This is a genomic window from Streptomyces sp. NBC_01314, from assembly GCF_041435215.1.
Taxonomy (GTDB): Bacteria; Actinomycetota; Actinomycetes; order Streptomycetales; family Streptomycetaceae; genus Streptomyces.
This window is the reverse complement of sequence record NZ_CP108394.1, coordinates 10,669,907-10,683,326: the sequence shown is the minus strand read 5'-3', so window position 1 is coordinate 10,683,326 and position 13,420 is coordinate 10,669,907. Positions and strand designations below refer to the sequence as shown.

Sequence of the window (13,420 nt, the reverse complement as noted above, 5' to 3'; positions counted from 1 at the left end):
CCCGACGGACACTCCCCAGGGTGCACGTCGGCAGCCGGGGCGGGTAGCGCGTGACCTGCCGGCACACGAAGGGATCTGTCTTCCCCCATGTACGCAGCATCGTCCTCCGTGTCCGCTCCTCCCCGGTCGCTGCACCCCCGCCAGCCGGGCAGCGGCGGCCCCTACCTCGACCCCACCCGTACGACGGCCCCGGTGCTCGGTGCCGGCCGGACGCGGCGCGTGCCGGGGCTCGGCACCCAACCGCTCAGCGGGAGACTCGACTTGTCCGGCCCCCAGGGCGCGCAGCTGCGCACGGCGATCGCCTCGGTGCATCGCATCTGCCCGGAGTTCACTCCGGTCCAGGTGCTGCGCCGCAGCGGCCGCTCGGTGCTGCTCGTCGGTACGACAGGGCGCAGCACGGCCGTCGCCAAGTGTTTACTGGACCACTCCTCCATCTGGGAGGAGCGGCTCCGGCACGAAATAGCCGCATACCGCTCGTTCGTCCGGCACCGCCCCCCTGTGCGGGCGCCGAGGCTGATCGCGGCGGATCCGGACAACTGCACCCTGGTCATCGAGCGGATGCCGGGCCGGGTGGCCGCTCTGCAGCGGCATCCGGTGGAGGCGCCGCCGCGCGCCGACATCCGGGCGGCGCTCGGCGCGGTCTGCCGGCTGAACGCGTGGCGGCCACCGGCGGGGACGTTCGACGCCCCGCTCAACTACGCGGAGCGGATCTCCCGGTTCCATGAGCTGGGTCTGCTGACCGACCGGGACATGGGCGATCTGCAGAAGCTCCTGCACGGCATCGCGCACGCGTCGGGCCGTCAGGGCATGGGCCAGTTCTGTCACGGCGACGCCCTCCTGTCGAACATCCTGCTCTCACCGGCCGGTCCCGTGCTGGTGGACTGGGAACACGCCGGGTGGTATCTGCCGGGGTACGACCTGGCGACACTGTGGGCGGTGCTCGGGGACGCCCCGGTGGCACGACGGCAGATCAGCCAGCTGGCGCAGTCGGCGGGCCCGGCCTCGCGGGACGCGTTCCTGGTGAATCTGATGCTCGTACTGACCCGCGAGATCCGTACCTACGAGACGGCCGTGCAGCGTTCGATGCACGACTCGACCCCGGCGGCACCGGGCCCGGCCCACCCGACTGCCGCGCCGTCCGGCGAGGAACAGCGGCTGCTGCTCAGGCGGCTGCACGACGACTGCCAATTGGCCCGCAAGGCCGTACGGGCGGCGGTCGGCACTCGCTGAGGAGAGAAGGAGGTCCGCGGTGTGCCCTGGACACGGGGCGCGCCGCGGACCTTCGTCATGTCGGTGGGCCTGCGTCACGGCAGGAGGCCGCCGCCGAGGCAGGGGTCGGCAATCACGGGAGAACCAGCCTCCTCCGGGCATGATTGACGGATCGTCGGCCGACCGATAGCACTGGTGCCGTTCGGTCCCGCACGCCCCGCCAACGCCCCACCGTTCCAGGAGGCCGCCTTGCGAGGATCCCCCACCGACCGCAGGCCCACCCCGCACCCCGGACGTACACGCCGAACGGCGTTCGCCGCAGCCCCCGCCGTCCTGCTGCTGCCCCTGTTGGGCGCGGCCCCGCCCGAGAACCAGTCGTCCTCCGCCTCGGCTCGCCTGCAGGGCGCCTTCGCCGCCGCGTCCGCCGAGTACGGCGTCCCGCACGACGTCCTGCTCGGCGTCTCCTATCTCCAGTCCCGCTGGGACGCCCACGGCGGTGCGCCGAGCGTCACGGGCGGCTACGGCCCCATGCACCTCACCGACACGCGCACGGCCCTGGCCGAGGCGCCGCACCACAGCGAGGGCACGGAGGACGCGCGGGGCGACGACTCCCGCGCGCCGCTGGTGGCCGGGGCGGACCTGCCCGAGCCCGCCGAACTCCCGGCCCGGCTGCGGACGTTGACGAGGGCGGCCGAGCTGACCGGTCTGCCCGCGCGGACGCTGCGCACGGATGCCGGAGCCAACGTGGCGGGCGGTGCCGCCCTGCTCGCCGCCGCGCAGCGGGAGCTGGGCGCGCGCCCCAGTAGCGATCCGGCCGACTGGTACGGGGCGGTGGCGCGCTTCTCGGGCGCCGACGACCGGGCGACGGCCGCGGCGTACGCGAACGAGGTGTTCGCGGTGATCCGCGACGGCGCCCAGCGTGTCACGGACGCCGGCCAGCGGGTGACGCTCACCGCCGAGCCGGGTCTGCGCCCCGGCACCGGGCAGCTGTCCCGGGCGGGGCTGCGCGCGGCGGCCGCGGGCGCCACGGAGTGCCCGGCAACGGTGTCCTGCGAGTGGATCCCGGCGCCGTACGCGGAGTTCGGCGACAACGACTACGGCAACCACGACCTGGCCGACCGGCCGACGTCACAGCGGATCCGGTACATCGTCGTCCACGACACCGAGGGCTACTGGGACACCACTCTCGAGCTGGTCCAGGACCCGACGTATGTGTCGTGGCACTATTCGCTGCGCTCCACGGACGGGCACATCGCCCAGCACATCAAGAACAAGGACGTGGCCTGGCACGCCGGCAACTGGTACGTCAACTCGGAGTCGGTCGGCCTGGAGCACGAGGGCTTCCTGGCCTCGCCGGACGCCTGGTACACGGAGGCGATGTACCGCACGTCGGCGCGGCTGGTGAAGTACCTCGCCGACAAGTACGGCGTCCCGCTCGACCGGCAGCACATCCTGGGCCACGACACCGTGCCGGGCCCGACGACGGCGACGATCCCGGGGATGCACACCGACCCGGGCCCGTACTGGGACTGGCGGCACTACTTCGAGCTGCTGGGCGAACCGTTGGGCGCGACGTCCGGCGAGAACAGCGCCATGGTCACAATCCTGCCGGACTACGCCGACAACCGGCCCGCTTTCACCGGCTGTGTGACGGGCGGCGCGCCCTGCGCGGTGCACGGCTCCAGCGCCGTGCGTCTGTACAGCCGGCCCGATGTGACCTCGCCCCTGATCAAGGACATCGGGCTGCGGCCGGACGGCAGCGTTTCGACGATCGGGGTGAACGACCTCGGTTCACGGGTCTCCACCGGGCAGCAGTACGCGGTCGCCGAGCGGCAGGGCGACTGGACGGCGATCTGGTACCTGGGGCAGAAGGCCTGGTTCCAGAACCCGAAGGGGAAGCCGACGGCGGTCGGCGCGGCCGGACTGGTCGTGACGCCCCGGGAGGGCCTGGCGGACATCCCGGTGTACGGCCGCGCCTACCCGGAGGCGGCGGCGTACCCGGCGGGCGTGCCCGCCCAGGCGGTGTCCCCGTGGCCGTACAAGCTCCTCAAGGACCAGAAGTACGTCACCGGCGGCCGGGTGCCCGGCGAGTACTACTACGCCGTCTCCTTCGACACGAGCGGACACAGGGTCGTGGTCGGTGAGGATCTGTACTACGAGATCCAGTTCGGGCACCGGGTGGCGTTCGTGCGGGCGGCGGACGTGCGGGTGCTGCCGGCCGCGTGAGGGCGCGGACGTTCGAGGGCACAGGAAGGGCCGGGCGCGAGCCCGGCCCTTCCGTCCTCGCGCTCTCAGCCCTGCTGGAACAGCTCCGCCGGGAGCGGCTTGAGCAGGGTGTACAGGTCGTCGGTGATGGGGCGGTCCCAGGCGGCGATGGTCACCAGGACGTTGTCGCTGCGGTCGAACTGGACGCAGGAGATCCGGGACTCGGAGAGCTTGAGGCGGCGGACGATCAGGAGGTTGTCGCCCTGCATCACCGGGATGTCCTCGGAGCCGACGACGGTGATGTCCTCCTCGTTCTCCAGCGCGATCAGCAGCTGGGCCACCTCGAAGGGGACCTCGCCGTCGGAGATGTCGCGCGCCGGGGAGCCCTGCGGGAGGTTGCCGATGATCATCGCGGGGCCGCGGCCGCCGTAGAGGTCGTAGCGCAGGAAGACGCCCTGGCAGCTGCCGTCGGGGGCGGGCAGCAGGCCGGCGCCGAGATTGCCCGGCCAGTCGCCCGGGTCCATGGCCAGTACGTCGAAGTCGGGACCGGCAGGAGTGGCGCTGCGGCGGCGGAGGAAGGACATGCCGCAATGGTACGGCGTGCCGTCCGGCGGTGGGGCCGAGGGAGCTTCGGGGGGCAGAGGTCGTTCTTCGGGGCGGATGTCAGCTCGTCGTCCTCCTGTGCCGCTCGTGGTGGCGCGCGACGCGGGCGCGGTTGCCGCAGGACGGCCTGCACCATTCCTGGCGGGGGTGCTCCTTGAGGAAGTAGCGCACGCAGCGCGGTGCGTGGCAGGCGCGCAGCCGCTGCCGTTCGGGGCTCGCGAGGAAGGTGAGGGCGGCGCGGGCGAGCACGGCGGTGAGTGGGTCCTCGCCGGTGGCGGGTTCGTGGCGTACGACGGGTTCGGCGCCGGGGCCCCAGGTGAGCACCGGGACGGTCGGCGCGAGGGCGGCGGCCTCGTTGAGGAGGGCCAGGGCCTCGGGGGCGGGCAGCAGCCGGGTGGCGTCGGCCGGGCTGGGCTCGCCGGGGCTGACGGCGCGGGCGAACAGGGCGCGGACGGCTCCGCGCAGATCGCGTACGGCGGTGAGCGCGGCCTCGTCGGCGGCCGGGCCGGCGGTGGTCGGCAGTGTGTCCGCGTGCGCCCGGACCCAGGTGGCGAGCCCCGTGGGGTCGGTCAGGTCGTCGGCGACACCGCCGCTGCCGTCATGGCGGACGGTCAGGGCGAGGTCCAGGGCGAGCCGAGCGTCCGCACTGATCGAGTACTCCATGATGCTAATGATAGGCGAGTCGTCATCCATTAAATCGAGTCGGAACACCTGGAGCAGGGAATTCCGGGCGCTCACATTCCTGCGGGAATTCTGGACAATTGCGGGTGAATTTTGGCACGGTGAGGCGAAGCGGTCCGTGAATCGAACACGTGGCCGATTCATTCTGGGGGTCCAGTCATGCCACCCGTGCACCTCGCACCGGAAGTCGCCGCCTTCTACGCCACACAGAGCGAGTTCACCGACCCGGGCGAACTCGCTCCGCTCTACGCCGATCTTCCGCGCGATCCCGCTCGACTCGCCCGTGTGGCACGGGATCTGATGATCCATCGGGGCGAAGGTCGGACATTCGGCTACGCCACCCCGCGGGAGCGGCTGCACAACGACGCCGAGACGCGCTACCTCGACGACATCCTGCGGATCGTCGTCGAGCGCGACGACGCGCCCCTGTCGCACCGCCGCGAGCCCGAGAACCGGTTCGTCGGGGTGTGCCGCGACTTCTCACTGCTGCACTGCTCGCTCCTGCGGCATATGGGCGTGCCCGCCCGGCTGCGGTCGGGCTTCGCCACCTATTTCGGCAGCAACGGCTTCCACGGCGACCACGTGGTCACCGAGTACTGGGACCCGGTCCGGGGCTGGCTGCTGGCCGACGCGCAGTTGACGGAACCGTTGATCGTCGAGACCTGGAAGATCGACTTCGACCCGATGGACGTACCGCGCGACCGCTTCCTCGTCGCGGGCAAGGCGTGGCGGGCCATCCGGGAGGGCGGGGCGGACCCCGGGTCGTTCGGGCTGCACCCCCCGGCGGAGGGCCCACTGAACGGGGAGTGGTTCGTCGCCGGGAACGTCCGGCTCGATCTCGCGGACCTCAACAAGGTCGAGACGCTGCTGTGGGACATCTGGGGCACCGAGACCGAGGCCGGCGAGGAGCTCGTGGACCCGGTCCGCGAGCTGTATGACGAGGTCGCGCCGCTGGTGGGCGACGAGGTGGACTTCCGCGCGGCGCGTGAGCTGTTCGCGGGGCACGAGGGGCTGCGGACACCGCGGACCGTGCTGTCGCTGGCGCCGTACAACGGTCCGCGCGAGGTCACCCTCCGCTGACCGGTCCGCCGCAGGACAGTACCGGGCCCGGTTCGATCGCTCCGGACCTCGAACCCTCACCCCCTCTCTGTCGGTGGGCGCCGCCGGTCTCCGGCCGCCCACCGACACCACGCGTACGGCCGCTCAGGTCAGGTCGAACTCGCCCTCGCGGGCCCCCGACACGAAGGCGCCCCATTCGGCGGGGGTGAAGATCAGCGAGGGGCTCTCGGGGCTGCCGCTGTTGCGCATGGCGATGAAACCCTCGACAAAGGCGATCTGGACATCTCCGCGCCCCTGGCTGCTCGACCGCCAGTCCGCGTTGCTCAGGTCCAGTTCCGCCGGCTTGCGCCAGCCGTCGAGGGATCGCTGCTGCATGGTGGTCTCGGCCACGTCCGTGCTCCTCCCGGTTCGTCGTCCGCCCGCCAGACTAGCGATCGACCCCCACCGCCGACAGGCCACGTGAGGGGCGGGTTCAGGAGGTGGGGGGCTCGGCGCCCACCAACCACATCGAGAAGAACTGCGATCCGCCGCCGTAGGCGTGCCCCAGCACCCGCCGGGCGCCCTCCACCTGGTGTTCTCCCGCGAGGCCCCGCACCTGGAGCGCCGCCTCCGCGAAACGGATCATGCCGGAGGCGCCGATGGGATTGGTGGACAGGACTCCACCGGACATGTCGACCGGAAGATCCCCGTCCAGCTCGGTGACACCGGACTCGGTGAGCTTCCAGCCCTCCCCCTCGGCGGCGAAACCCAGATTCTCCAGCCACATCGGCTCGTACCAGGAGAACGGCACGTACATCTCCACCGCGTCGATCTCCCGGCGCGGATCCGCGATGCCCGCCTGCCGGTACACGTCGGCAGCGCAGTCCCGTCCCGCTCGCGGCGACACGCTGTCCTTCCCCGCGAAGAGCGTCGGCTCGCTGCGCATGGCGCCGCCGTGCATCCACGCGGCGGGCCGGGGCGCCCGGGCGGCCCCCGCACGGTCGGTGAGGACCATGGCGACGGCCCCGTCGGAGGACGGGCAGGTCTCCGAGTAGCGGATCGGGTCCCACAGCATGGGTGAGGCCTGGACCTTCTCCAGCGTGATGTCGTGCTCGTGGAGATGGGCGTACGGGTTCTTCAGCGCGTTGCGGCGGTTCTTGTAGGCCACCAGGGAGCCGACGGTGTCGGGGGCGCCGCTGCGCCGCATGTACGCCCGTACGTGCGGGGCGAAGAAACCGCCGGCGCCGGCCAGCAGCGGCTGCTGGAACGGGATCGGCAGGGACAGCCCCCACATGGCGTTCGATTCGGACTGTTTCTCGAAGGCTAGGGTCAGCACCGTGCCGTGGACACGGGCGGCGACCAGGCTCGCGGCGACCAGCGCGGTCGAGCCGCCGACCGAGCCCGCCGTGTGCACCCTCATCATGGGCTTGCCGACCGCCCCGAGCGCGTCCGCGAGGTACAGCTCGGGCATCATGACGCCCTCGAAGAAGTCGGGCGCCTTGCCGATGACGACGGCCTCGATGTCGGCCCAGGTCAACTCGGCGTCGTCGAGGGCCCGTCGGGCTGCCTCGCGGACGAGCCCGGCGATCGACACGTCCCGGCGCGCCGCCACGTGCTTGGTCTGGCCGACGCCTACGACGGCCACGGGCTCCTTGCTCATCGGGGATCCCCTTCGAGTACGGCGACCAGGTTCTGCTGCAGACAGGGGCCGGACGTGGCGTGCGCCAGCGCCCGGTCGGACTCGCCCCGGTGGATACGGGCGGCGGCCTCGCCGATCCGGACGAGCCCGGCGGCCATGATCGGGTTGGCGGCCAGGGCCCCGCCCGACGGATTGACTCGCACACGGTCGTCGAGCTCCAGCACCGCGCGGAGGAGCACCTCCTGGGAACTGAACGGCGCATGCAACTCGGCGGTGTCCACCGGCCGTTCGTAGACACCGGCCCGCTCGGCGGCGAGGCGGGTGGACGGGGAGTCGGTCAGATCGCGTACGCCGATGCCGTGCGCCTCGATGCGGTGGTCGATGCCCCGGATCCAGGCGGGCCGTTCGCACAGGTCACGGGCCCGCTCCCCCGCCGCGAGGATCACGGCGGCCGCCCCGTCGCCGATGGGCGGACAGTCCCCGGTGCGCAACGGCCGTACGAGGTACTCCCCCTGCGGCACCGAACCTCTCAGCTGGGCGTGGGAGTTCGCGGCGGCGTCCGCGCGGCTGCGCGCCCCGACGGCGGCCAGCGCCGGCTCGTCCGTGGTGCCCGCGTCGATGAGCGCCTGGGCCTGGAGGGCGGCGAGGGCGACGGAGTCGGGCCACAGCGGAGCCACGTAGTAGGGGTCCAACTGCCGGGTGAGGACGTCCCGTACGGAGCCGGGCGAGGACTTGCCGTACGCGTAGACGAGCGCGGTGTCGGCGTCCCCCGTCCGCAGTTTCACCCAGGCCTCGTACAGCGCCCACGCCCCGTCCATCTCGACGTGCGACTCGGAGATCGGCGGCCAGGCGCCCACACCGTCGAGGGCGAGGGTGAAGGAGAAGGCGCGCCCTGCGAGGTAGTCGCTGGAGCCGGAGCAGGTGAAGCCGATGTCGGCGGTCTTGAGCCCGGTGCTCTCCATGACCGCGTGGAGCACCGGCATGAGCATCTCCACCTCGGAGACCTCGTCGCTGGTGCGCCGGTGGTCGGTCTGGGCGAAGGCGACCACGGCGATGTCACGTACGCCTGCGGCTCCTGGCGCCTCGCGTGTCATAGCGTCTCCTTGAACGTGTCGTAGTCCGCGTCGGGTTCGCCGGTGGGCCGGTAGTGGTCGGGGTAGCGGGCCCCTTCGGTCCACACCGGTTCGACGCGCAGCCCCATGCGCACCTGGTCGTAGGGGATGCCGGCGATACGGCCGTGCAGGGCGAGCCCGGCGCCGTCGAGGGCGATGTGGGCGTAGACGTACGGGACTTCGATGTCGAGATTCGCCGTATGAGCAGCCTTGATGTTGACGATGCAGAACGTGGTGACCGTCCCGCCCGGCCCGACCTCCACCTGTTCGGCCGTGGCCACCCCGCAGGTCGGACAGGCGCCCCTCGGCGGGACGTACACCTTGCGGCAGGACGGGCAGCGTTCGCCGACGGTGCGGCGGCCGCCGAGGGCCTGGATGTAGCCGGTCTGGGCTCGGCCGGGCGAGTAGGTGTAGTCGAGGCGGGCGGGGGCGACGATGCCGGTGACGGGGTCGCCGAACTCGCCGCTGTGGCCCGCCGGTTCCACCGCGATCCCGTCGTACGGCTCGAAGCAGGCGATGTCCGTGATGCCACCGGACCGCTCCTCGGCCCAGCGGACACGGACGCGCATGCCGGTGCGCACGGCGTCGGGGCCCGGCGCGTCCAGGGCGTGCAGGAGCGAGGTGTCGGCGCCGTCGAGCCGCACCAGGACCCAGGCGAAGGGGGTGTCGAGGGGCTGGTCGCGGCGCGGGTCGTGGTTCCAGGCCCAGGTGGTGACGGTGCCGGTCGGCGCGACCTCGACGAGATCGCGGATCTCCTCGGCGGTGACGGGGTCGTACTCGACGGGTGGGACGAGCACCCGCCCGTCGCCGGTGCGCACACCGAGGACGACGCGTTCACGAAGCCCGGTGAGGAAGGCGCTCTGCACGGGGCCGAGAGACCGCGTGAACGGGAACTCGACGGTGAGGGGTGCTTTGAGGACTGCGGACATCGAAGGTTGCCTCCTTCAGCAGAGGGGCACAGACACGCCCCGCTTTTTAGGGCGCGGGGAACTGCGTGACCAGCCACGGCCAACCCGCAGCCACACACGACCGCCCCGAGCACAACGCCTACGCCCGCTTGTAAACAGGGGGCCGTTTCTCAGCAAACGCACGAGCCCCTTCCTTCGCGTCATCGGTGTCGAAAATCGGCCAGCCCCGCTTCAGCTCGGCGGCCAGCCCCTCCGCCTCGGTCATCTCGGCCGTCTCGTACACGGACGCCTTCACCGCCTCCACGGCCAACGGCCCACACGCGTTGATCAGCTCGGCGATCTCCAGGGCTTTCGCCAGGGCCGTGCCGTCAGGCACGACATGCCCGATCAGCCCGATCCCGGCGGCCTCGCGCGCGCTGTACGGCCGCCCGGTCAGCAGCATCTCCAGCGCGTGCGTGCGCGGGATCTGCCGCTGGAGACGGACCGTGGAGCCACCGATCGGAAAGAGCCCGCGCTTGACCTCGAAGAGGCCGAACGTCGCCGACTCGCCCGCGACCCGGATGTCGGTGCCCTGCAGGATCTCGGTGCCACCCGCGACGCAGTACCCCTCGACCGCGGTGATCACCGGCTTGCGCGGCCGGTGGTGGCGGAGCATCGCCTTCCAGTGCAGATCGGGGTCGGCCTTGAGCCGGTCCCGGTACCGCTGTCCCTCCATGCCCTTTCCCGCGAGGGCCTTGAGGTCCATGCCGGCGCAGAAGGCACCGCCGGCTCCCGTGAGGACGATCGAGCGGATCGCCTCGTCCTCGTCGGCCTCGACCCAGCCGTCGTACAGGCCGACGAGCATCGGCAGCGACAGCGCGTTCTTGGCCTCGGGCCTGTTGAGCGTGAGCACCAGTGTGGCGCCTTCGCGCCGCACGGTCAGGTGTTCCGTACCACCCATCGCTTCCTCCGTCCGGCAGAGCGAACACGGGTTCCGTCTCCGGAACGAGAACAGGTTGCAGGAGGCGCCGAGTCAGTACAAGGGTTTTCTGACACACAGTCAGATTTCTTCTGCGCGAACCCTTCACAGTCACGGCGCCCTTTGCTCTGATGACCGGCGAACCGACGGTTACGGCACGCGTGTCGGTCACGTCCGGGGTCAGGAGGAGCGCGGTGGAGTACAACCTTGCCGACCTGTTCGAGTCGGTGGTCGACGTGGTACCCGAACGGGCGGCGCTCGCGTATCTCGACGTCCCCGGTACGGGCGCGGAACACCGGCTGACGTACGCGGAACTGGACGCGGCGGCCAACCGTGTCGGGCACCATCTGCTCGACAGCGGGATAGCGCCCGGTGAGCATGTGGGGCTGCACCTCTACAACGGCATCGAGTATCTGCAGACCGCGCTCGGGTGCCTCAAGGCACGGATCGTGCCGGTCAACGTCAACTACCGTTATGTGGAAGACGAGTTGGTCTACCTCTACCGGGACGCGGATCTGGCCGGTCTGGTCTTCGACACGGAGTTCACGGGGCGGGTGGCGGCCGCGCTGCCGCGGACGGAGAAGCTGCGGCATCTGGTGCGGGTGGGGACCTCCGCGCCGGACGCGCCCGCCCTGGACGTCGTCGACTTCGCCGGGGCGGTGGCGACCGCGTCCGCCGGGCGGGGCTTCCCGGCCCGCTCGGGCGACGACCAGTTCATCATCTACACCGGCGGCACGACCGGCATGCCCAAGGGGGTGATGTGGCGTCAGGAGGACCTGTTCTTCTCGGGGTTGGGCGGTGGCGCCCCCACCGGGGAGCCGGTGAAGTCACCGGAGGAACTGGCCGAGCGGGTCGCGGCCGGCGGCGACGGGATCACGTTCTTTCCCACGGCCCCGCTGATGCACGGCACCTCCACGCTCACCGCGTTCATCGGGTTCAACTTCGGCCAACGGGTCGTGATCCACCGCAAGTTCGTGCCCGAGGAGGCCCTGCGGACGATCGAGAAGGAGAAGGTCACCAGTGTGTCGCTGGTCGGCGACGCGATGCTGCGGCCGCTCATCGACGCGCTCAACGGCCCGATGAGGGGCACGGACTGCTCGTCCCTGTTCAGCGTGTCGTCCTCCGGAGCGATCATGTCGGAGACAGTCCGGCAGCAGTTCCAGGCGCTGGTGCCGAACGCGATGGTGTTGAACAACTTCGGTTCGTCGGAATCCGGCTTCAACGGCACGGCGACGGCGGACTCGGGCGCGGGCGACGGTTTCCGTATCCGCGTCCACTCCGGTACGCGGGTCGTGGACCCGGCGACGTACGAACCCGTGCCGGTCGGTGTGCCGGGCCGGGTCGCCCAGCGGGGCCATGTCCCCCTCGGCTACTACAACGACCCGAGGAAGACCGCCGAGACCTTCTTCGAACGGGACGGCGAGCGCTGGGTGCTCCTCGGCGACATGGCGACCGTCGACGAGGAGGGCGTCGTCACGGTCCTCGGCCGGGGTTCGCAGTGCATCAACACCGGCGGCGAGAAGGTGTACCCGGAGGAGGTCGAACAGGCCCTGAAGGCCCACCCCGACGTGTACGACGCGCTGGTCGCCGGGGTGCCGGACGCCCGCTGGGGCAACCATGTCGCCGCCGTGGTGCAGCTGCGCACGGGGGCCGCCCAGCCGTCCCTGGAGGACATCCAGACCCACTGCCGTACCCGCCTGGCCGGCTACAAGATCCCCCGCCAGCTGGTCCTCACGGACACCATCCAGCGCTCCCCCAGCGGCAAGGCGGACTACCGCTGGGCGCGGTCGGTGGCCACGGCGGCCGACGGCTGAGAGCGTCGGGCTCCACGAGAGGAGTCCGCGAAAGTGGGGCCCGTCCCGGCTACCGGGAGCCGCTTCCCGCTTCCGGCCACGGTCCTTCCACGGCCGGCCCGCAGTCGTCCGGAAGATGGGCCACGACCAGTGCGGCGGCCTCCTGCGCAGTCCGCGTCTCGCCCAGCTCTTCGGCATAACCGGCGGCGTAGACCGTGTGGGTCGTGATGCCGCCGGCGATGAAAGGCAGGTCGCAGCTGAGGGGAGAGTCCGTGTTGCGGTGAAAGGAGAGGCAGCCGTGGCCGGGGTACGGGAACAGTTGACGGAGCCGCGGCTCGGCGTACGCCGCTTCGATCAGCTCGGGATCACCTCGGCGCGCCTCGGGGTGGCGCTCCAGCAGCATGCGCCAGGTCCGCTCCACCACTGACTCCTCACCGGTGAGGAAGGCCGTGACCCGCCGTACGAACCACTCCGGGTTGTCGAGCCAGGGGAAGTGGCCGCCTGCGGGCTGGACCGAGAACTCCGCCTCGGGGAAGAGGCCGACCACGCGTCGGGCCAGTTCCGGGGTCGGGCCGGTGTCGAGTTCGCCCGCGTACACGAGGACCGGCGCCGCCAGTTCGGCGAGCGCGGCGCGGGTGGCGGGCGGGTCGTAGGCGCCTGCGGAGCCGTAGGCGGCGGACGCCTCGTCATTCGTCTGCCGTTCGTCGGTGGCCATGTGGGCGCGGGCGGTGTCGTCCCAGCGGCCGTAGAAGAACGGCATCATGGCGTCGTCGAAGGGGCCCCGCCCGGTCCAGGCCGCCTCGAACGCCGGGTACGCCTCGGCGAACCACGGCTCGTCCTCGCGCAGCCGGGCGGCGGCGAGGCGGTCCTCGACGGTCACCGGCAGACCCACCGCCCAGGGGGTGGCGGTGATCAGCGCCAGGCGGGAGACCCGCTGGGGGTACCGGGCCGCGTACAGCGTGGCCAGGTTGCCGCCGGCCGAGTGGGCGAGCAGGTCCACACGGTCCAGACCCAGGTGGACGCGGAGTGCCTCCACGTCGTCGACCTGCCGGTCGCACCGGTACGTCGCCGGATCGGCGGGGATCGCGGAGTCGCCCGTGCCGCGCAGGTCGAGCAGGACCAGCCGCCGGTGGGCGGTGAGGCCACCCAGATCGCCCAGGTAGGCGGAGGCACGCATCGCTCCGCCGGGCAGGACGACGAGCGGGTCGCCCTCGCCGCGCAGGTGGTAGGTGAGTTCGGTTCCGTCGGGTGCGGTGAAGGTCGGCATGGTGTCG

The 13,420-nt window shown here is 71.5% G+C and carries 12 protein-coding genes and 1 pseudogene; 4 read left to right on the top strand and 9 right to left on the bottom strand.

Features of this window, described 5'->3' with window-relative positions; all coding sequences use genetic code 11:
* Positions 1-87: 87 nt before the first annotated feature.
* Both OG622_RS47085 and OG622_RS47080 read left to right on the top strand, forming a co-directional pair.
* A complete protein-coding gene (locus tag OG622_RS47085; RefSeq protein ID WP_371583318.1) occupies positions 88-1,230 on the top strand; it encodes an aminoglycoside phosphotransferase family protein in 1,143 nt (380 codons plus the stop codon).
* A 228-nt stretch (positions 1,231-1,458) separates the two neighbouring features.
* On the top strand, positions 1,459-3,435 hold the full coding sequence (locus tag OG622_RS47080; protein ID WP_371583316.1) for an N-acetylmuramoyl-L-alanine amidase: 1,977 nt from the start codon (positions 1,459-1,461) through the stop codon (positions 3,433-3,435).
* A gap of 65 nt (positions 3,436-3,500) precedes the next feature.
* Here the strand turns inward: OG622_RS47080 and OG622_RS47075 are convergent, their stop codons facing one another.
* The gene (locus tag OG622_RS47075; protein WP_371583315.1) at positions 3,501-3,998 is read right to left on the bottom strand and encodes a hypothetical protein; all 498 of its coding nucleotides are present in this window, start codon (positions 3,996-3,998) and stop codon (positions 3,501-3,503) included.
* Between the two features lie 79 nt (positions 3,999-4,077).
* Entirely contained in the window at positions 4,078-4,680 is a 603-nt protein-coding gene (locus tag OG622_RS47070) for an ABATE domain-containing protein (protein ID WP_371583313.1), read from the bottom strand.
* A 177-nt stretch (positions 4,681-4,857) separates the two neighbouring features.
* Between OG622_RS47070 and OG622_RS47065 the strand changes: the two genes are divergently transcribed.
* Positions 4,858-5,778, top strand: a complete 921-nt coding sequence (locus tag OG622_RS47065) for a transglutaminase-like domain-containing protein (protein ID WP_371583311.1) — start codon at positions 4,858-4,860, stop codon at positions 5,776-5,778.
* Positions 5,779-5,901: 123 nt separating this feature from the next.
* On the opposite strand, the gene OG622_RS47060 is transcribed toward OG622_RS47065, so the two are convergent.
* The 5 genes from OG622_RS47060 to OG622_RS47040 form a co-directional block, all read right to left on the bottom strand.
* Complete coding sequence (locus OG622_RS47060) at positions 5,902-6,147, bottom strand: DUF397 domain-containing protein (RefSeq protein ID WP_371583310.1); 246 nt, start codon at positions 6,145-6,147, stop codon at positions 5,902-5,904.
* A gap of 82 nt (positions 6,148-6,229) precedes the next feature.
* Positions 6,230-7,396: a thiolase domain-containing protein gene (locus OG622_RS47055; protein ID WP_319691490.1), complete on the bottom strand. Its 1,167-nt coding sequence runs from the start codon at positions 7,394-7,396 to the stop codon at positions 6,230-6,232.
* Entirely contained in the window at positions 7,393-8,469 is a 1,077-nt protein-coding gene (locus OG622_RS47050; protein WP_371583309.1) for a thiolase domain-containing protein, read from the bottom strand. The genes OG622_RS47055 and OG622_RS47050 overlap by 4 nt, the downstream gene beginning before the upstream one ends.
* Positions 8,466-9,416, bottom strand: coding sequence for a Zn-ribbon domain-containing OB-fold protein (locus OG622_RS47045; RefSeq protein WP_371583307.1), 951 nt, complete (start codon positions 9,414-9,416; stop codon positions 8,466-8,468). The genes OG622_RS47050 and OG622_RS47045 overlap by 4 nt, the downstream gene beginning before the upstream one ends.
* Before the next feature lie 118 nt (positions 9,417-9,534).
* Positions 9,535-10,335 (bottom strand): crotonase/enoyl-CoA hydratase family protein, encoded by an 801-nt coding sequence (locus OG622_RS47040; protein ID WP_371583305.1) that lies wholly within the window; start codon positions 10,333-10,335, stop codon positions 9,535-9,537.
* Positions 10,336-10,547: 212 nt separating this feature from the next.
* Between OG622_RS47040 and OG622_RS47035 the strand changes: the two genes are divergently transcribed.
* Positions 10,548-12,167: an acyl-CoA synthetase gene (locus tag OG622_RS47035; protein ID WP_371583303.1), complete on the top strand. Its 1,620-nt coding sequence runs from the start codon at positions 10,548-10,550 to the stop codon at positions 12,165-12,167.
* Between the two features lie 49 nt (positions 12,168-12,216).
* Here OG622_RS47035 and OG622_RS47030 read toward each other — a convergent pair whose 3' ends face one another.
* Both OG622_RS47030 and OG622_RS47025 read right to left on the bottom strand, forming a co-directional pair.
* Complete coding sequence (locus OG622_RS47030; RefSeq protein WP_371584436.1) at positions 12,217-12,567, bottom strand: DUF6193 family natural product biosynthesis protein; 351 nt, start codon at positions 12,565-12,567, stop codon at positions 12,217-12,219.
* 12 nt (positions 12,568-12,579) lie between these two features.
* A pseudogene (locus tag OG622_RS47025) lies at positions 12,580-13,413 on the bottom strand (alpha/beta fold hydrolase); the annotation flags it as partial.
* Between the last annotated feature and the right edge of the window lie 7 nt (positions 13,414-13,420).